Origin of the sequence: Parapedobacter sp. 2B3 (genome assembly GCF_041925275.1) — a bacterium.
Lineage (GTDB): Bacteria > Bacteroidota > Bacteroidia > Sphingobacteriales > Sphingobacteriaceae > Parapedobacter > Parapedobacter pyrenivorans_A.
Map to the genome: position 1 here is coordinate 80,912 of NZ_JBHEUZ010000012.1, position 18,116 is coordinate 99,027.

17 protein-coding genes are annotated in these 18,116 nt (G+C 51.7%); 4 read left to right on the top strand and 13 right to left on the bottom strand.

The window, feature by feature from the left end; genetic code table 11:
- Positions 1-94 precede the first annotated feature (94 nt).
- Positions 95-2,578: a family 20 glycosylhydrolase gene (locus ACEVG1_RS14250; RefSeq protein WP_374744419.1), complete on the top strand. Its 2,484-nt coding sequence runs from the start codon at positions 95-97 to the stop codon at positions 2,576-2,578.
- Positions 2,579-2,586: 8 nt separating this feature from the next.
- On the opposite strand, the gene ACEVG1_RS14255 is transcribed toward ACEVG1_RS14250, so the two are convergent.
- The 11 genes from ACEVG1_RS14255 to hutH form a co-directional block, all read right to left on the bottom strand.
- Positions 2,587-3,582, bottom strand: a complete 996-nt coding sequence (locus ACEVG1_RS14255; RefSeq protein ID WP_374744420.1) for a BtrH N-terminal domain-containing protein — start codon at positions 3,580-3,582, stop codon at positions 2,587-2,589.
- 8 nt (positions 3,583-3,590) lie between these two features.
- Positions 3,591-3,992, bottom strand: a complete 402-nt coding sequence (locus ACEVG1_RS14260) for a hypothetical protein (RefSeq protein ID WP_374744421.1) — start codon at positions 3,990-3,992, stop codon at positions 3,591-3,593.
- 6 nt (positions 3,993-3,998) lie between these two features.
- A complete protein-coding gene (locus ACEVG1_RS14265) occupies positions 3,999-4,463 on the bottom strand; it encodes a hypothetical protein (protein ID WP_374744422.1) in 465 nt (154 codons plus the stop codon).
- Complete coding sequence (locus ACEVG1_RS14270) at positions 4,456-4,893, bottom strand: 3-hydroxyacyl-ACP dehydratase (protein WP_374744423.1); 438 nt, start codon at positions 4,891-4,893, stop codon at positions 4,456-4,458. The genes ACEVG1_RS14265 and ACEVG1_RS14270 overlap by 8 nt, the downstream gene beginning before the upstream one ends.
- Before the next feature lie 4 nt (positions 4,894-4,897).
- Complete coding sequence (locus ACEVG1_RS14275; RefSeq protein ID WP_374744424.1) at positions 4,898-6,034, bottom strand: beta-ketoacyl-ACP synthase III; 1,137 nt, start codon at positions 6,032-6,034, stop codon at positions 4,898-4,900.
- Complete coding sequence (locus ACEVG1_RS14280; RefSeq protein WP_374744425.1) at positions 6,034-6,966, bottom strand: hypothetical protein; 933 nt, start codon at positions 6,964-6,966, stop codon at positions 6,034-6,036. Before ACEVG1_RS14280 ends, ACEVG1_RS14275 begins: the two co-directional genes overlap by 1 nt.
- On the bottom strand, positions 6,963-7,829 hold the full coding sequence (locus tag ACEVG1_RS14285) for a hypothetical protein (RefSeq protein ID WP_374744426.1): 867 nt from the start codon (positions 7,827-7,829) through the stop codon (positions 6,963-6,965). Before ACEVG1_RS14285 ends, ACEVG1_RS14280 begins: the two co-directional genes overlap by 4 nt.
- A gap of 9 nt (positions 7,830-7,838) precedes the next feature.
- Positions 7,839-8,090 carry a phosphopantetheine-binding protein gene (locus ACEVG1_RS14290; protein ID WP_374744427.1) on the bottom strand — a complete coding sequence of 84 codons (252 nt, stop codon included), beginning with the start codon at positions 8,088-8,090 and terminating at the stop codon, positions 7,839-7,841.
- A gap of 13 nt (positions 8,091-8,103) precedes the next feature.
- Positions 8,104-9,318, bottom strand: coding sequence for a beta-ketoacyl synthase (locus ACEVG1_RS14295; RefSeq protein WP_374744428.1), 1,215 nt, complete (start codon positions 9,316-9,318; stop codon positions 8,104-8,106).
- 67 nt (positions 9,319-9,385) lie between these two features.
- Positions 9,386-10,126, bottom strand: coding sequence for a 3-oxoacyl-ACP reductase FabG (fabG, locus tag ACEVG1_RS14300; protein WP_374744429.1), 741 nt, complete (start codon positions 10,124-10,126; stop codon positions 9,386-9,388).
- The gene (gene hutH / locus ACEVG1_RS14305) at positions 10,126-11,649 is read right to left on the bottom strand and encodes a histidine ammonia-lyase (RefSeq protein WP_374744430.1); all 1,524 of its coding nucleotides are present in this window, start codon (positions 11,647-11,649) and stop codon (positions 10,126-10,128) included. The genes fabG and hutH overlap by 1 nt, the downstream gene beginning before the upstream one ends.
- 104 nt (positions 11,650-11,753) lie before the next feature.
- Between hutH and ACEVG1_RS14310 the strand changes: the two genes are divergently transcribed.
- Genes ACEVG1_RS14310 through ACEVG1_RS14320 form a run of 3 tightly spaced genes read left to right on the top strand, consistent with a single transcriptional unit; the run spans position 11,754 to position 16,004 of the window.
- Positions 11,754-12,977, top strand: coding sequence for an NAD(P)/FAD-dependent oxidoreductase (locus ACEVG1_RS14310; protein WP_374744431.1), 1,224 nt, complete (start codon positions 11,754-11,756; stop codon positions 12,975-12,977).
- A 32-nt stretch (positions 12,978-13,009) separates the two neighbouring features.
- Positions 13,010-14,656: a C45 family autoproteolytic acyltransferase/hydolase gene (locus ACEVG1_RS14315; RefSeq protein ID WP_374744432.1), complete on the top strand. Its 1,647-nt coding sequence runs from the start codon at positions 13,010-13,012 to the stop codon at positions 14,654-14,656.
- Positions 14,657-14,705: 49 nt separating this feature from the next.
- On the top strand, positions 14,706-16,004 hold the full coding sequence (locus ACEVG1_RS14320; protein ID WP_374744433.1) for a phenylacetate--CoA ligase family protein: 1,299 nt from the start codon (positions 14,706-14,708) through the stop codon (positions 16,002-16,004).
- Here ACEVG1_RS14320 and ACEVG1_RS14325 read toward each other — a convergent pair.
- Positions 16,001-17,047: a low specificity L-threonine aldolase gene (locus ACEVG1_RS14325; RefSeq protein ID WP_374744434.1), complete on the bottom strand. Its 1,047-nt coding sequence runs from the start codon at positions 17,045-17,047 to the stop codon at positions 16,001-16,003. The genes ACEVG1_RS14320 and ACEVG1_RS14325 overlap by 4 nt on opposite strands.
- 14 nt (positions 17,048-17,061) lie before the next feature.
- Positions 17,062-17,904: a hypothetical protein gene (locus ACEVG1_RS14330; protein WP_374744435.1), complete on the bottom strand. Its 843-nt coding sequence runs from the start codon at positions 17,902-17,904 to the stop codon at positions 17,062-17,064.
- Positions 17,905-18,116 lie beyond the last annotated feature (212 nt).

Below are 18,116 nucleotides of genomic sequence, written 5' to 3' on the forward strand. Positions count from 1 at the left end.
TGTGTTTGGTGTAATTTTCTTATACTTGCTCTACGGAAGGGGAGGTCCGTGTATCACCCATGATGATCCAACGGAAATTAAAAAAATGGTTATAATGATGTATCGAAATCTTTTTCTCGCTTTGTTTGTTCTCGTGGAAATGTCGGCCTGTTCAACGCGCAATATGGGCGACAATGGTGCTGGGATTTCTCTGCAGTGGGAGATCTTGGCTTCGCCTTATCCGGGAACGGACGAAACGCATTCCACGCTGACCATTACCAATAATACGGCCGATACGCTCGCAGCCACCGGCTGGTCCATTTACTTCAATACGGGTGTGGCTCGGGTGGCCGATACCGATAGTGCGGTGGCCGGCATTGAAATGATCAATGGCGATTTTTTCCGGTTCTATCCGCGCGAAGGGTGGCAATCGCTGGCGCCGGGTGCCACCGTAGCCATCAACGTCATGTCGCGTATGTTGCGGAACATCACCGATATCCCCAGGGGGTTTTACCTCGTCTCGGACAATCATCCGGCAGGGGTATCGTTACCAATGGAGGTAGTACCTTTTGCGCAGGCGGATAGTTTGGAAATAGTACTGGCTGCTCAGGTGTATGAACAGAACGTCCACATCGCTGATATACCGCTGGCACAATTGCCTCCCGTGCTGCCCACGCCGGTAAGCTATACATACACGACGGATTCCTTTACATTGACCGCTTCGGAATTGACCATATATGCCGATAGCGCTTTTGCTAATGAGGCCGCTTTCCTGCAAGACGAACTCGCCAGGGTTCTAACCCGAGCGCCACGGTTGGTAGACGATCCGCTTGTCGCGTCGATTGTGCTCCGCCGACAGGAAGGCATCCACCCTGAGGGGTACCGATTGCTGGTCGATACGGGCGGTGTGGTAATCGAGGCGACAACCCCGGCAGGTGCATTTTACGGTATCCAGTCGCTCAAAGGATTGTTACCTCCTTCGGCATGGGCAAACCAAGTGGCTGCGATTACCCTTCATGGGGTTACCATTACGGATGAACCGCGGTTTTCACACCGTGCGGTGATGTTGGACATAGCGCGTAATTTCCAGACCAAGGAGCAGGTGATGAAGATACTGGACCTCCTGGCGCTTTACAAAGTCAACGTGATGCACTTCCATTTCAGTGAAGACGAGGCATGGCGGTTGGAAATACGGGGACTCCCCGAACTGACCGAGGTCGGCGCCCGGCGTGGCCACACGCTTGACGATACGGAATGGCTCATGCCGTCGTACGGTTCGGGCCCCGATGTGGCCAACGTAACGGGGAGTGGGTTTTACACGCGCGCCGACTATATCGAGCTCCTACGATACGCCACGAAGCGCCACATCCGCGTCATCCCTGAGATCGAAACGCCAGGCCACGCCCGGGCGGCGATAAAATCGATGGATGCGCGTTATCGGGCTTTTATGGCCAAGGGCGATACCGCCGCGGCAACGCAATACCTGTTGCGCGACCTCAACGACCAGTCGGAATACCGCTCGATACAGAATTGGGACGATAACATCATCAACGTGGCATTGCCTTCTGCGTATGTATTTCTGGAGAAGGTGGTGGACGAGCTCATCGCCATGCACAAGGAAGCGGGTGCACCGTTGCAGACCATCCATTTCGGTGGCGATGAGGTGCCCGATGGCGTATGGGAAAAATCGCCCGCTGTACATCAGCTCATGGCCGCGGAGTCTGATATCGCGCATGTTGACGACCTGTGGCACTATTTTTTCGGCCGCGTTAACGATCTATTGCAATCGCGCGGGCTTTACCTCTCGGGGTGGGAAGAAATCGGTATGAAAAAGGCTGTGGTAGATGGTCGGCGCAAAATGGTGGTGGAGCCACGCTTTGCAGATGAAAATTTCCATACGGATGTATGGAATAACCTCGGTGACAATACCGACCTCGCGTACCGACTAGCGAATGCCGGCTACCGGGTGGTATTGACTAACGTGACGAACTTTTATATCGATTTGGCCTATAATAGCAGCTTTTATGAACCTGGCCAATATTGGGGTGGGTATGTAGATGTAGGAAAGCCTTTCCGGTTCGTGCCATACAACCAATACCGCGGGTTAGATACTGAAACCACCGGCGAGCAGCTCACGGGCATCGGCCGGGCTAACATCGTGGGGTTACAGGCACCGCTGTGGAGCGAGATCATCACGTCGCCCGAGCGGATGGAGTACCTGCTGCTGCCCAAGCTTTATGGGCTTGCGGAACGCGCTTGGGCAGCTGATCCCGCATGGGCTGAAAGTAAAGCAGCCGAATTATATGCGGCCGATTGGTCGAGGTTCTTAAACACGGTAGCCAAACGTGAGTTGCCCCGCGCAAGTCATTACGCCGGTGGTTTCGCCTACCGCATCCCTACGGCAGGCGTGGTTGAGCAATCGGGGAAACTCCATGCGAATGTGCAACTGCCCGGGTTTGCTATCCGGTATACCGTGGATGGCAGTGAGCCAACCGAACAAAGCACGCGTTATACTGAGCCGGTAGCCGCGACAGGCGGGGTGGCTTTCCGTGTTTTTGACGGCAATGGGCGGGGTGGGCGTACGGTTTTTTGGAGGTGACGGAAGGGTCAAATGTCTTTTTTCAATGCGTTGAAAAACTGCTTTTCCCGCTCGGCAAGTTCCATTAGCTGTTCGGATAGTTTTTCATAGACATCGCTTCCCGACTTGCGGTTTTTGTATATGCGCGAAATATCCAATGCAAAGTCGCGCCAGGCATCGCCGATGGCGGTCATCTCTTCCGATCGCCGGGCGAGTGCATCGTTATTGAGCATTCCACTAGCTTCTTGTAAAAAAGCCGCATAGATAAACCGGAAGCCGCCGCCACCGGTACCGATTTCTTCCTGCATGCGCACCAACTGGCCCAGGTAATGGTTGGTTTTTTTGATCCCGATGGTCTTTGGCCATTTGCGGATATTGCGCGCTACCCATTTCATCGCATTTACACCGATAATGGGTACCGGTGCCAGCATGTCGTTGCACGTTTGCCGGATGCCCTTTTTGATGGCCTTTTCGAGGTCGTAATGTTCCGGAAGCCGTTCCAAATAATACAAGTGCCCCTTGGGTGGTAGCGCGCCTTTAGCAAAACGTACCCGCTGGAGCTCGGCGTCAGTGAGCTTGGTGGTATAGTCCATTACCGGATCACTGATGAGGTATCCATCGGCTTCCTTGCCGTAGACCACCAGGTTGTGTGCATTGAAGTGGAACCGGTATTCGTCGGGGAAGTAGGTGAGGTTATACACGCCCACTTGCAGCCCTACGGGAATGCCCCGGGCGAGCTTCTCATCCAATACGGCCTGCGCCTTTTCGGGCGAAGAAAACCGTTGGTGTACCACCTTGATGCCCAATCGGCGCGCCAGTTTTCGGAAAATGCTTCCCGGCATAGGGCGGTAGCTGAATCCCGGGGCGAAATTGACCTTTAGGAAGGGAAGGTATACAAAAAACAAGCCGCTGCCAATGCCGAAAACCATCGGTTCAGACAAGGTGACCCCTTGGTGGTTCAATAAATTTGATATAACCCCATTTTCGCAATGGGCGGATTGGCGGTGTTCAAAAGCAATATCCATGTAGTTGTTCAATCAATCGGCGATTTCAGTTGCGCCACGGTAATGCCGAAAACATCTGCATACTTTCGGAGTGTTTTGTCTTTCAGCTTATCGAACCGATGCGGATAAAAGTGTCGCTTCACGAACCAGCGGTGTATGCCCACATAGCTGGCCAATAGGGGCAAATCCATGCGGTGGAGTTCCATATAGTAAGCGATGGGGCTGAGTGTGCCTGCCGCTACCGCTTGTTTGGTGGTGGCTATACGCTCGTCGATGAGCTCCAGCGACTCGTTAAGGGCTAAGGTCTTTACTTCCCAGCCCCTGCTGGGCACCACCGTATACCGGCCATGCTCGTCTACCGCATAGCAGAGTTCATGGACATTCTTTTTGGCCAAACTGCCATCGTCCTGTGGTACTTCGTTTTTATTCATGGTCACTCACTGCTCCTTGGTTTGCAACAGCATTTTCATCGTTGCTTGCAATGCGATTTCGCCGCCAACCGAAATCGTTCCCCGGATATTGCAAATTTTCAAAAAATCCGAGGTAAAAACAAGCTCGGTTTGTGTGTGGGTATATAATTCCTGTCCAACGAGGGGGAGCGTTGACACGTGGAGATCAAGTATCGTGCTAATCACACCGAGGTTGTTTTTTTTCTTATCCCAGAGCACTTCATCGGGCCTGATAAAGAAATAGTTGAGGAAAATGAAGCTCGTCTGTGCAAGGTTTTCGAGCATTCCCATTTCTGATAGTACTCCGTGGGCCACAAAAAGGCAGTTAGGCGTGACAGAAAATGCGGTTTCCGTTTCCACGCCTTCCACTCGTACCACACGGTCTACCAAGACCATGGGCGGTCGGTGGGGGATGAGTTCTTCGATGGCGGGGAAGGTCATGGCGCTATTCACCTTCCTTGGCTATGACGGTTCGCATTTCGCCCGTTGCAATCAGCTTGCCGTGGCATTTCACTTCGCCGCGTACGGCGGTAACCCCAAATAACTGCTGCAAGATATAGATGGTAGTGGAGAGCGTTTGGCCCGCATGGGGCAACCGATGGATTTCGAAATTCTTGATGGAACCAATATACCCCACCGGCGGCGAGAGGTTGCGCATGGAATAGTCGTATCCCTGATGCAGGGCGATGGTCTGTGCGAAATGTTCGACGACGCCTGCTTCGGCGAGCACCCCGTTGCTATCAACCAATACGTGTTGGTGGGGGATATCAAAGGAGGAAACGATGCGGTTAGTTTCGTATTCAATCAGCGTATCCACCAATACAAAAGGGGGTTGCTGCGGGATTAATTTGCATATCTGTTCTTGCGATGAGATGAGCGTCATAACATTAGGTTACTTCCAACAACGCGTAAACATAAGAAAATCTTCCGCTTTCGGGGACCGACAGCAGTATTTTTTCGCCCTTTTTGAGCGTCTTCGTATTAAAAAGCTCTTCCAGCTGGATATAGCTGGAGGCCGATCCAACGTTGCCGATTTTCTCCAGATTGATGAACCATTTCTCTTCGGGGATGTCGACACCTGCCGTTGAAAAAGCTTCGACAAGCCGGTCTTTAAAAAAATAAGACGAAATATGGGGCAGGAAGTGGTCGATTTCGCCGGCCACGAGCTGGTGCTTATCCAGTATTTCCCGAATGCTTTGCACGCCCTTGGGGATTACATATGACTCCAATAACTTGATGTCCTGTTTGATGGCAAACATCGACTGCTCCAACCACGCTTCCGGCGATGCGTCGCTCCAAGGGAGCAGCTTGCCGTTTACCTTGATGGCCCCGGCATACATGCAGGGTTCCAACTCGTGGGCGTAGGAAATACCATCCACCCAACGGATGGCAAGCGATGTCCGATGGTCGTTGGGTTGGTGGCTCAGCAGCATGGCGGCAGCCCCATCCGAGAGCATCCACCGTAGGAAGTCTTTCTCGAAGGCAATGATGGGATTTTGCTCCAGTGCCGCCAACCGTTCGGACTCGTTGTTGAATTTGTCGGCCCGGAGCCAAGAAGATACCCGTTCGGACCCCGTACACACCGCCCGCTCGGCGCTACCGGTCGCAATGGTCATGTAGGCATACTTGAGGGCGTTCATGCCAGATGTACATATGCCCGAAGCGGAGTTGAGTTCCATGGGCTTGTTTTTCCACAGTCCGTGCACCATGCTGGCATGCGAAGGCAGCAGCTGGTCTGGGGTGGAGGTACCACACGATAGCACGTCGATTGCAGACTTAGACACCGCGGATTGCTCCACCAAACGGTTTATCGCTTCTATGGTGAGCTCGGCATTGGTATGTGTGGGCTGTCCATCGGCGCCGATGGCATAATACCGCGAGGTAATCCGGTTGTTGCGCAGCACGATGGCACGTGCCCTGGAGGGCGCACCATTGATGACACCCAATACCGTTTCCATCCGGTCGTTAGCAACTGGGTCATTGGGCAGGAATGTGGTAATCGCATTGATATATACCGTTGGCATTACCGGGGCATTTTAAAATGAACAGACTTATAGTACCTCGTTTCTTTCTTAATGAAAGAAAGGAACGGCAAATGTAGTATTAAAAATAATAAACTGACGATTGGTGCGAGTACCCATATGGCGAAGAGCAGGTAATAGTTGAATGCTTTGAGCCATGGTCTTCGCGCCTTTGCCCCGGGCGAACCTTTGCTCCGGATGAGTTTGGCCCATTTGGCAAAAAGTGTATTCGCCCGTTTGTCGGTGAAAACAAGAACCGGCCTGATCATTACGGCGCCCAACTCCAATAATTCAACTTGGAGGGAACTGTAATCGTTGCGTTTCAGGTGGGCCAATATCGGTATGCCGAACTTATTGGATTCGGCGATGTCTTTGTCAGAAACCCCCGGTTTGGGGAATAGCCCCAAATAGGCATCTTTCCGCCCGGTCATCATCCAGTGCACGATGGTAATCACGCTGACATGGTTGAGGTGGCGGTCTACCCGTGCAATATTGCCCACGTGGTTTGCCCCGATAGCGTGTAATAGCCGTTTTACTTTCTCCTGTGCCATTACCCACATATTGCGGCAGTTGATTACCGTAATCACCGGTTTGCCGCGCAATAGCCGATCGGCAGCCTCGCTTTTCAGGAACGAGTTGAATGGGATCGATGGCGAAAGGTACCACACTTGGTAGCCCAGTACGACCAGGTCGTAATCTTGCTGAAGAATAGCGTCATCAACGGGCGCTAGTTCGCAGGGGAGTTGCAGGAACGACTCGGGGAAGGCGTCGAAGAACGTGTGCCCGTCCCACGGGAAGGGATAGTCCACCGCGGGTGTTATCCGATGATACGTCAATTCCACTCCCGGATCAGCCGCGAGCGGCGAAAGCAGGCGATCCAATATTTCCCGCTGTTGCCCCGTTTGGGTATAGTATATGACTAAAACACGCTTCATGTCTTCCAAAAATCATAGTAATTAAACCACTGTAGCGGGTATTTCGTTAATATATGCGCTATACTCTGTACGTAGGCTTGGAGCAATGACTGGGCATCACGGTGGTTGAACGTAGCAGTACGTGCATACAGGTGGTAATGCCTGCGGCGTTCGCGCATCACATAGACAAAAAGCACCGGCGTGCTCAATCGGGAGCTGATGAGGAACGGTCCCGCGGGGAAATGTGCTTCTTTTCCCAGGAAATCGGCTGTCATCGTTTTGCTTCCTTCCACGAAGCGGTCGCCCGTGAAGCAGATCATCCCTTTCTCATCGATGACCCGGTTGATCTCGAACACGTGCGATAGGTCGTCGTTCACAACGATAAATTCCGTCTTGGGTTTAGCCATGATATTGGCTAGGTACGACTTGATGGCCCGCCGCTCTTCATCGGTGGTGACCAGGTGTATCTTTTTGTCAAATTCGCCCATGAAGTACTGGGATACCTCGAAATTGCCCACATGGGCACTGATGAGGATGCCAGCACTATTATCTTTGGCCAGTTGCCGGATCTGGTCTATCCCATCGAACTCATATGTGTATTTATGCTCCAACCCGGCTGTGATGGCAATTTTGTCGATGATGGTTTGCCCGAAAACGAAGTAATTGCGGTAGGTGTTGATGGCGCTGCGAAAGAATGCCTGTTTGCGATGGTGGCGGAAATAACGGTATATGGCCCCCGTTTGGCGTGGCGAACTGAAAAAGTAGTAAAGCGAAACGAAAATCAGCAGGAAATAGGCAACGGATATTCCCGCGTGCTTAATCAGGAAAATAAATATTTTGTATCCGGAAACGGTACCCCTCGATTTTCCTTCCCATTCAGCCATTGGATGTGATTAGGCAATCGCATGTATCTTGCTGCCGATTAAGTCGTATAGGTTATCGAATGTATTTACGTTGGTAAAATCCTTGCTTTCCAGCTTGATGCCGAAATTGGATTCGATAAGGACAACCAAATCCACATAGTCCAAGCTGTCCAAATCCAATGATTCTTTCAAATCCGCATCGGGTTGGATGACGTCGGACTGCACCTCGAACTCCTCTATCAAAAACCTATTGGTAATATCAATAATCTCTTCCCTGCTCATGGATGCTGCGCTATTACAGTTTTTTTACAATCAATGCGGAGTTCGTTCCACCGAATCCAAAAGAATTTGACAAAAATACATTAAAATTTTGGTTTATGGTATTTTTTACCAAACTCAGACCGCGGGCAGTTTCGTCTATCTCATCGAGGTTGATGTTGGGGGCAATGAACCCGTGCTGTGCCATGATGAGCGAATAAACGACTTCGCTGGTCCCAGCCATCCAGCATTCATGGCCGGTCATCGACTTGGTGGAACTGACCATCGGGTCCGAGCCGAACAACTGGGTCAATGCCCGTGCTTCGTTGGCATCGCCCATGGGGGTGGAAGTGGCGTGGGCATTGATATACTCGATGTCGGCCGGTGAGAGGCCCGCTTGCCGCAGCGCCATTTCCATGGCTTCAATAGGTCCCGCCACATTGGGGGTAGAAATATGGTCGCCATTGGAGGAAAAACCGTAGCTCAGTACTTCGGCCAGGATGGGTGCACCCCGCTTTACGGCCGTTTCATAATCTTCCAAGATGATAGTGGCCGCGCCGCCGCCGGGTACCAAGCCGTTTCGATCTTTGTCAAACGGGCGCGATGCTTTGGTTGGTTCGTCCTCACGATCCGAAAATACACCCAGGCCATCGAAGCTTGCCATGGCATATTTGTTGGTTTCCTGTGCGCCACCGCAAATCACGCAGTCTTGTAATCCTTGTTTGATGAATAGGTAGGCCAAACCAATGGCATGCGAACCGCTTGCACAGGCAGCGCTGATGGTCATGTTGACGCCACGAATGCGGAAGATAGTCGATAGGTTCATGGTTACCGATGAGTTCATCGATTTGAAAATAGCCCCCGACCCTACCAACGTGGTGTCTTTTTTCTGGCGCACAATATCAATGGATTCCATCACCGCCTGGGATACGCTGTCGTTGCCATATACCAGTCCCACCACCCGGTTATCGAAAAAGCCTTCATCTATTCCGGCGTTCCGCAGTGCTTCCTGCGTGGCCACATAGGCGTACTCGCTTTCTTCGCCCATGCTGATGCGCTGCCTGCGTGATAAGGCTTTGGTGAGGTCGGGTCGCGCTACCGAACCCATCAGTGCCGATCGGTAACCGAAGTCCTTGCGGTCTTGTGAAAACACAATGCCCGAACGGCCATGGTATAAGGAGTCCCGCACTTCGGTGAGGTTTTCCCCCAACGAGGAGTAAATGCCCATTCCGGTAATGACCACACGTTTCATTTTTTTTGCCGTTTGCTCTTTGCTTTTTTGCCCCTCACAGTCCTTATTCTTCAGTCCTTGCCCAAGGCTATGAGTAGATTCCGCCATTGATGTTAATCACTTCCCCCGTGATGTACGACGCTTTCTTCGAAGCGAGGAAACAGACCAAATCGGCTACTTCCTCCGCTTTCCCGAAGCGGTTCAGCGGGATTAATTTTTTCAATTCGTCGGCATTCAATGTGCTGGTCATATCGGTTTCGACAAAGCCGGGTGCCACCACATTTACAGTCACCTTTCGTTTGGCCACCTCCTGTGCCAACGCCTTCGTGGCCCCGATAAGGCCGGCCTTTGCCGCGGAGTAATTGGTTTGTCCGGGTGTGCCCTTTACGCCCGATACGGAGGCCACATTAATGATGCGTCCGTATCGGTGCCGTAGCAGGTCTTCGATGAGGGGCTTGGTTACGTTGTAAAAGCCGTTCAAGCTCGTTTGGAGCACGGCATCCCAATCATCGTTTTCCATCCACATGAATAGCCCATCGCGCGTTATCCCTGCATTGTTCACAATTACCTCAATCCGGTCGTCAGGGTGTTCGGCTTTCCACCTGGTCAGTTGTTCGTGGGTTTCCGCGCGATTGCCTACATCAAACCGCAGCAATTCCGCTTCGCCTCCGTTTGCAGCGATCAGGCTGCGGGTTTCCGTTGCTGCTTCGCTATTCGACTGGTAGTTGATGAGGATCGGATAGCCCAGTTCGCGGGCCAGCGCCACACACACAGCCCGGCCAATGCCCCGCGATCCTCCGGTCACCAATGCATATCGCTTACCTTCCATCAATCGTTTGCTTTTACGTGGTCTTTTATCGCCGCAAGATAGGGCGAGAGTACCATATCCTCTTTAAAGATAGGGACAATTGACCGGATGTCTGTATAAATTTTCTTACTTTTTGACGAAAGGCGTTCCGCACAGCCGAGCGACTCTATCGCTTGTACCAATGTGAGCAGTTGGATTGCCAGCACTTCGTATGCATTGTCAATGACCCGTTTGGTAAGCCATGCCGAGTTGGTGCCCATACTCACGATGTCTTGGTTGTCTTTGTTGTTGGGGATGCTATGGGTATAAATGGGGGTGGCCAGCGTCTGGTTTTCGGCTGTCGTGGATGTCGCCGTGAATTGGGCGCCCTGCATCCCGAAATTAAGCCCCAATTTACCCAGGTTCACAAAAGAAGGCAATATGCCGTTCAACGAGGAGTTGAGCAGGTAATTAAGCTGCCGTTCCATCAGCATGGTCAGCTTCGCGATGGCAATCCGGAGCGTGTCCATTTCAAAAGCGATGTAATCGCCGTGGAAATTGCCGCCATGGTATACGCTTGCTGACGCCACATCGATGATGGGGTTGTCATTGGCTGAGTTAACCTCTTGGATCAACGTGATGGTGCTGTGCTGTATGGCATCCCAGATGGGCCCCAAAATCTGCGGTACACACCGGATAGAATAATACTCCTGGAGTTTATCTTTGAATATCGTTTCTTCTACTTTGCGGTTGTACAGGTGTTCGTGGCGTTTTCTGATGAGTTTGCTGTCCGCAACGATTTCCCGCATGCGCGCTGCAACCTGGCGTTGTCCATCATGCTTTTTCGCTGCATTGAGGGTTTCGGAAAGGTGGTCGTCGTAGGCGCTTACCAGCTCATTCATCAGTGCGGAGCATGCGACGGACCAGTCCAGCAGCCGCTTGCCATAGATTACGTTGACGATGCCTATGCCGGTCATTGCCGACGTGCCATTGAGGAGGGCGAGGCCCTCACGGATGTATACCTGCATAGGTCGCAGACGCTCATTGGCAAAGGCTTGGGCTGCAGGCACCTGAGCCCCCCGGTAGATTACGTTGCCTTCGCCTATCATGTTGAGTGCCAAATGCGCCAGCTGTACCAAGTCGCCACTGGCACCCACGCCACCATGCTGGAAAATCACCGGTAGGATGTTGCGGTTCAGCATTTCCTTCATCAATTCCACCACATTGGGGTGAACACCCGAGAAACCCAACGAGAGGGTATGCAGTCGGGCCAGCAGGATGGATTTGGCGTATAGCGGATCCATGACATCGCCCATGCCCGCAGCGTGGCTTCGTATCAGGTTGTATTGCAGTTGTATTTGGTCGGTATCTGCAATACGGTACTGGGCCATGGGCCCAAAGCCGGTGTTTACCCCGTAAATGATTTTATCTTTGGCAAACTCCCGTAGGAAATCGTGGCTTTGGTGTACTTTGTCCGATATTCCGTCGGACAGCTTGATTTTTTCTTCATCAAAAAGTACCGCGCGAAAATCGGCCAACGCAATCGGGTTCGTTAGTTCTATCATCTAGTCGGAAATGCGTACTATTAAAGCGGTTGCAAACTTAGATAAACTTGCTTTTATATGCAAGTTTGTCTAAGTTTGGGCCATCCATACACCAATTTATTAGTATGACTTCAGAATACGTTGATGTCTTAGTGATCGGAGCGGGGCCATCGGGTGCCGTAGCGGCCTCAATCTTACATAAACAAGGGGTCAAATTAAAGGTCATCGAGCGGGAACATTTCCCCCGATTCGTGATCGGGGAGAGTTTAATTCCCCGTTGTATGGATCATTTCGATGAAGCAGGGTTTGTGGAGGCCGTGGAAGCCAAGGGGTTTGAACGGAAATACGGCGCCCGTTTCTTGCGGGGTGACGATGTGTGCTGGTTTGATTTCAGCCAGAAGTTTTCCGAAGGGTGGGACTGGACCTGGCAGCTTCCGCGGGCCGAGTTTGATAAAACCCTCACGGATGTATTGGAAAGCCGTGGTGTGGATATCGCTTTTGGCACCACGGTTGAAAATGTAGTTTTCCACGGCACTGATTCGATGACAACCGTTCGGTACGAAAGCGGGGAGCAGCACGAAATCCATGCACGCTTCCTGATCGATTGCAGCGGGTACGGCCGGGTGTTACCCCGGTTGTTCGACTTGGATGAACCTTCTAAATTTCCGCCCATGGCAGCTACGTTTGTGCACGTAGAAGATACCCGACGCCCGTCAGGTGACGAGGGCACGTTGATCACCTTCGATGTACTGGAACAAAAAGTATGGTTTTGGGTCATCCCTTTTTCAAATGGGCGGTCGTCGCTGGGCTTGGTTTGTCCAAAAGAACATTTGGAGGCTATCCAGCAGGCAAATCCCACAGAAACGTTCAAGTATATCATCAACCAGTCCGATTACTATCGGCAGCGGTTCGAGGGCATCGATTTCCTTTTCGAGCCCAAACAGATTATTGCCTATACCAAAGCGTCGAAGAAACTGTACGGTGATGGCTTTGCCATCACGGGCAACAGTGCCGAGTTTTTAGATCCTGTTTTTTCGTCTGGTGTATGCTTTGCCACGGAATCGGGCGCATTATCGGCCAAGTTGGCAATCAGGCAACTGCGGGGTGAGGTGATCGATTGGCAGCAGGAATACGAAGAGCACATGCTTTGGGGAGTGAGCGTATTCCGTTCGTACATCCGGGATTGGTATTCGGGCGATCTCCAGAAATTTTTCTTCCACAAGGAAGTCAACGAAGACGTGCGCCGTAAGGTGTGTTCGGTGTTGGCCGGCTATGTGTGGGATAAGGATAATCCGTTTGTCAAGAAGCACGACCGCGCGGTGAGAGCCGTGACCCATATGTTGCCATAAATTAGTGAACCATCTCACATGCTCACAAGTATATGAGAAGTCTCCTACATTCGTTATGTTTTCTAGCGCTATGTAACGCATCCTGTGTAGGCGTTAAGCGGCTTCCTCCCATTGCCAACTACAACCACCGCATTGGCGAGCGCGTGGAGGTATCGCCCGGTAGTTACACCTTGCCGAATGGCCTCCTACGCAAAAATCCGCAGGGCCTGTGGGAGCTTTATGTAGCTGGCGATCCGCTGGAACGTGGTCTGGCCAATGGCATCCTCACCGAAGAGCTGCTCCACCGGCAGGAGACCGCGTTCATTTCACGGGTACAGGAGCTGGTGCCATCGCCGTTCCGCCAATGGATGTTGCGACGGTTCCTCGACCGATTCAACCGGCACCTCACCGACCACATACCTACCGCGTATCAGACCGAAATATACGGCCTTTCGCGTTCAGCTTCCGATACATTTAATTTCATCGCGTCGTCCTACCCGCGTCTCCTATACTTCCATGCCGCCCACGATATTGGCCACGCGCTGCAAGACCTTGCCCTGGTGGGGTGCACGTCGTTTGCCGCTTGGGGCAGCCACACCGCAGATGGGAAGCTGCTGATTGGCCGCAACTTCGATTTTTACGCCGGCGATGCCTTTTCGGAAGAGAAAGTCATTGCGTTCATCAACCCCGACCGCGGGTATAAGCATGCGATGGTCACCTGGCCGGGGATGATCGGTGCCGTATCGGGAATGAACGAACACGGGCTTACGGTAACCATCAATGCGGGTAAATCGGCCATTCCCCACGAGGCCAAAACCCCCATTTCACTGCTTACGCGTGAAATCCTGCAATATGCCCGCCATATCGATGACGCCATCCACATTGCCCGCCAGCGGGAGGTCTTCGTATCCGAATCGATCATGGTGGGCAGCGCTGCCGATGGGAAAGCGGTGCTCATCGAAGTGTCGCCGCATAAGATAGGGGTCTATGAAGTGCCCAATACCGGCGAGGTGCTGGTATGCGCCAACCATTTCCAAAGCGAACCGTACTACTCGGACAGACGCAACCTGCGGCAGCTCGAAGAAAGCCATTCGAAATACCGCTTCGACCGGATGAATGAACTGATTGCCCAAACGCCGCAGCTCACGCCGGCCGATGCGGCCGCGATGTTGCGCAACAAGGAGGGGATAGGCGGTGTGGACCTGGGCTATGGCAACGAAAAAGCCATCAACTTGCTCCACGCCCACCATGCGGTCATCTTCCAGCCCGAAGACCGGCGCATGTGGGTGGCTGCCGCCCCCTACCAGCTTGGCGAGTTCGTGGCCTATGATCTGGATGAAGTGTTCGAGCGGCTGGCCACGTTGGATACGGGAGTGCACCTGGCTGCCGATTCGCTGAACATCCCCGCCGACCCGTTCGCTTCATCGCCCGATTTCCGGCAATATGAAGAATTTCGGGTGCAGATGCGTAAATTGGAGGCCGCTATTGCAACGGACACCCGGCTGTCTGACGCTGAGCTACTTGATTTCCAGCAGCTCAACCCAATGTTTTGGAAAACCGACTTCCTCATCGGCGAATACTACCGGGGCCAGCGTCGCTATGCAGATGCTCTGCGGCATTACCAGTTGGCAGCAAGTAGGGTGGTAACGACGAAGGCCGACAGCGCGCTGATACAAAAGCGAATTAAAAAGTGTAAATGACCTCACAAACTCACAGGCTCACAAACTCACAAGTTCACAAGTTCACAAAATGACCATACCATCCATTGAACAGGCCCCGCGCGAAACCATCAACCGGTTTCAGGAAGAAAAGCTACAGCGGCTTCTGGCGTACCTCCAAGCCAACTCTGCCTATTACCAACAGGTGTTCCATACGCATGGTATTGATATATATGGCATTCGCACATTGGATGACCTTGCCTCCCTGCCCTTTACGACGAAAGAACACCTGCAGCAGGAAAATACGGCGTTCCGTTGTGTGGCCACGTCGCGCACGGCGGATTACGTCACCACCTCGGGCACGTCGGGCGACCCGGTTTTGTTGGCCCTTACCGACGGCGACCTTGAACGGCTTGCATACAACGAGTCATTGTCCTACCAGTGCATGGGATTGGATGCGGGGCACACCGTGCAACTCACCACCACCCTCGACCGCCGTTTTATGGCCGGCTTGGCCTATTTCCTGGGCGCCCGCAGGGCTGGCATCGGTGTGGTGCGGGTTGGCTCCGGCGTGCCGGAGCTGCAGTGGGGAACTATTGAACGGGTACAGCCCGATGCACTGGTATGCGTACCGTCGTTCTTGCTCAAGATGATCGAGTTTGCCGAAGCCAATGGCATTGACTACCGCCAGAGCAGTGTAAAAAAGGCACTCTGCATTGGCGAACCTATCCGCAACCCAGATTTCTCGCTCAACGCATTGGCTAGCCGGATACGTAGCAAGTGGGGTATACAACTTTTTTCTACCTATGCTTCTACAGAGATGGCCACTGCTTTTACGGAATGCATGTATGGTGTGGGCGGGCATCATCACCCCGAACTGATTATTACCGAGTTTGTGGATGAAAATGGGCATCCTGTGCCCGACGGTGAGGCCGGTGAGTTGGTTGTCACCACGTTGGGAGTGGAAGGGATGCCCTTGCTGCGTTTCAAAACCGGAGACATCATGCAACCGCATTATACCCCCTGTGCATGCGGGCGAACCACCCTGCGGCTGGGCCCCGTCATTGGCCGAAAAAACCAGATGGTTAAATACAAAGGGACCACGCTGTATCCGCCAGCGTTGTTTGATTTACTGAACGACGTTGAAGAGATTGTGAATTATGTGATCGAAATCGCTTCTGACGAGTTCGGTGAAGATGAGATTACGGTCAAGGTGGGAACAAATGCCATGTCTGACGAACTGCTGTTGAAAATCAAGGACCGGTTCCGGGCCAAACTCCGGGTGAGCCCCAAGATTGTTTTCGCCTCCATCGAGGAAATTAATAAGATAAAGTTTCCTGAGAACGCCCGGAAGAGCGTCACACTACTCGATCGGCGCAGGCCGCGTTAAACTTCTGTTCCGAGGTTTGCCAAGTCAGCTATAAATTGGGTGCTGATTGCATCGGGCGTAGCCCATGAGGTTACCAGGCGTATGGCTGCATGGTCCTCGTCAATTTGGTGCCACGTATGGAACAGGTATTTTTCGGAGAGTCCGTCAATGATCCGTTTGGGCAGTATGGGGAAAAGCTGATTGGTACACGGAGGAACCAGAAATGAATAGCCCAGTTGCTCGATACCCCGTGCCATGGTTTGCGCCGTTGCGTTGGCATGGCTAGCCAATTTGAAAATCAGATTGTCACGGAATAGTTCGCGGAATTGCAAGCCCAGTGTACGGCCTTTGGCCAATAACGCACCCCGCTGTTTGAGGTGGTAGCCAAATCCGGTTTGCAGGTCGGGGTGTACGATTACCAGCGCTTCGCCGAATAATCCGCCGTTTTTCGTACCACCGATATAAAATGCGTCTGTCAATGCCGCGATATCCGCTAGGGTAAGGTCGTTGCAGGGGGCGGTCAACGCTGCTGGCAGCCTGGCGCCATCGAGAAAGAGGTACCACCCCTGCGCACGGCAAAAGACGGATAGCGAGGAGAGTGTTGCTTTGTTATACACAGTGCCCAATTCCGTGGTATTCGAAATGTACACCATTCCCGGTTGGGTGCTATTGGCATTGCCCAGTTGGGCGATAAGCGGTTCCAGTTGATCAACGGTTACCAGTCCGTCCTCGGTGTCTATGATTTCCACTCGATGTCCTGTTGCCTCAATGGCACCCGCTTCGTGTCCATTGATATGGCCTGTTTGCGCGGAGATGACCGATTGGTAGGGTTTCAGCGCAGCTGCAGTAACAACTAGATTGGCCTGTGTGCCGCCCGATACGAAATGGATGTCGGCATTGTGCGCCGGCATCAGCTTGGCGATGGCGGCTCTCGCCTCGAGGGTGTAGTCGTCGTTTCCGTAGCCGATTTGCTGGGTGAGCGCATTTTCCTCCAATGCGCGCAAGATATTGGAGTGGCAGCCTTCGCTGTAGTCGTCTCTGAAAAAATAGGTGTATGCACTCATATCTTGTTGTTAACTTAGTTCACATTCTCTGGCATTCCTAAATTTTCCTGCAATTTGCTAATCACTTCCCTTTCAAGCACAAGGGCCAACTCATGTCTTTGTTTATGTGAGACGGAGTCTTTTGTTTGCAGCCTATATTGATCACCGGTAAGTACACCGATAAGCATTAACAACGTAGGTTTGCGATCCCAATTATCTGTACTTCCGGAGAATTTGGTCCAATAGATTATTTTTTCGTTTTCGTAAGGGAGATAAAAGTAAAAATTAATACTATCGGAGTCCAATCTTTCAACTTTAACATATTGTTTGTACCTCAACAATGAATCGGGAAGCCTGACATTTTGGTGGTTATCAAAATAATTCAAAATAGATTTCCGTAGTTCATCTTTTGAACAATTGAATTCATATTGTTTCATCCGACCATGTGTACCTGCGGTTGAAATAAAGATGAACAACGAAGATACCACTACTGGGATACGGATAAGACGCTTTGTTGAAATATAGCTGTATTTTGCGTGGTGGAATAATATCGGGATAACGGAAAGGGCAATTAAGTCCGTCAAGTCAACTACTCTCGAAATCTGAAATCGAGCATTTTTATTCCAGCCTGCTATAAAGCCTGATGCATGAGGTGATTTCCACCATACGAATCCTAATGCCACAACTGAAAACAGAGAAAATATCAGCGTCCTATTTTTTGTGAAAGTTGTAATGACAATGCAGAGACAGGCTATTCCAGCAAAATCACTAAGTTTTCCCGTGACGATGCCAGGGTAGCTGTATTTAAAATATTGATCGTTTAAGAAAAGGAGTAAAATTAAAACAAGGTATATTAACTTTGGTCCGTAGTTTCTCATTAAAATATCAGCCTCAACTTAGAATGGTCCTGCTTCCGAGGTTATTTTTGTTGATTCCGCCCATTCCCTTTATCGTTTTGTTGGTTATGTCAGATTTTACCTGACGTAGTCTACACTTTTATCCGATCATCACTATCAAAATCCCTTGTATTAGGCCAGATTGCACTGGTCAGATATAAAGGTAGGTGGTTACACATTAATTTCCAAATATT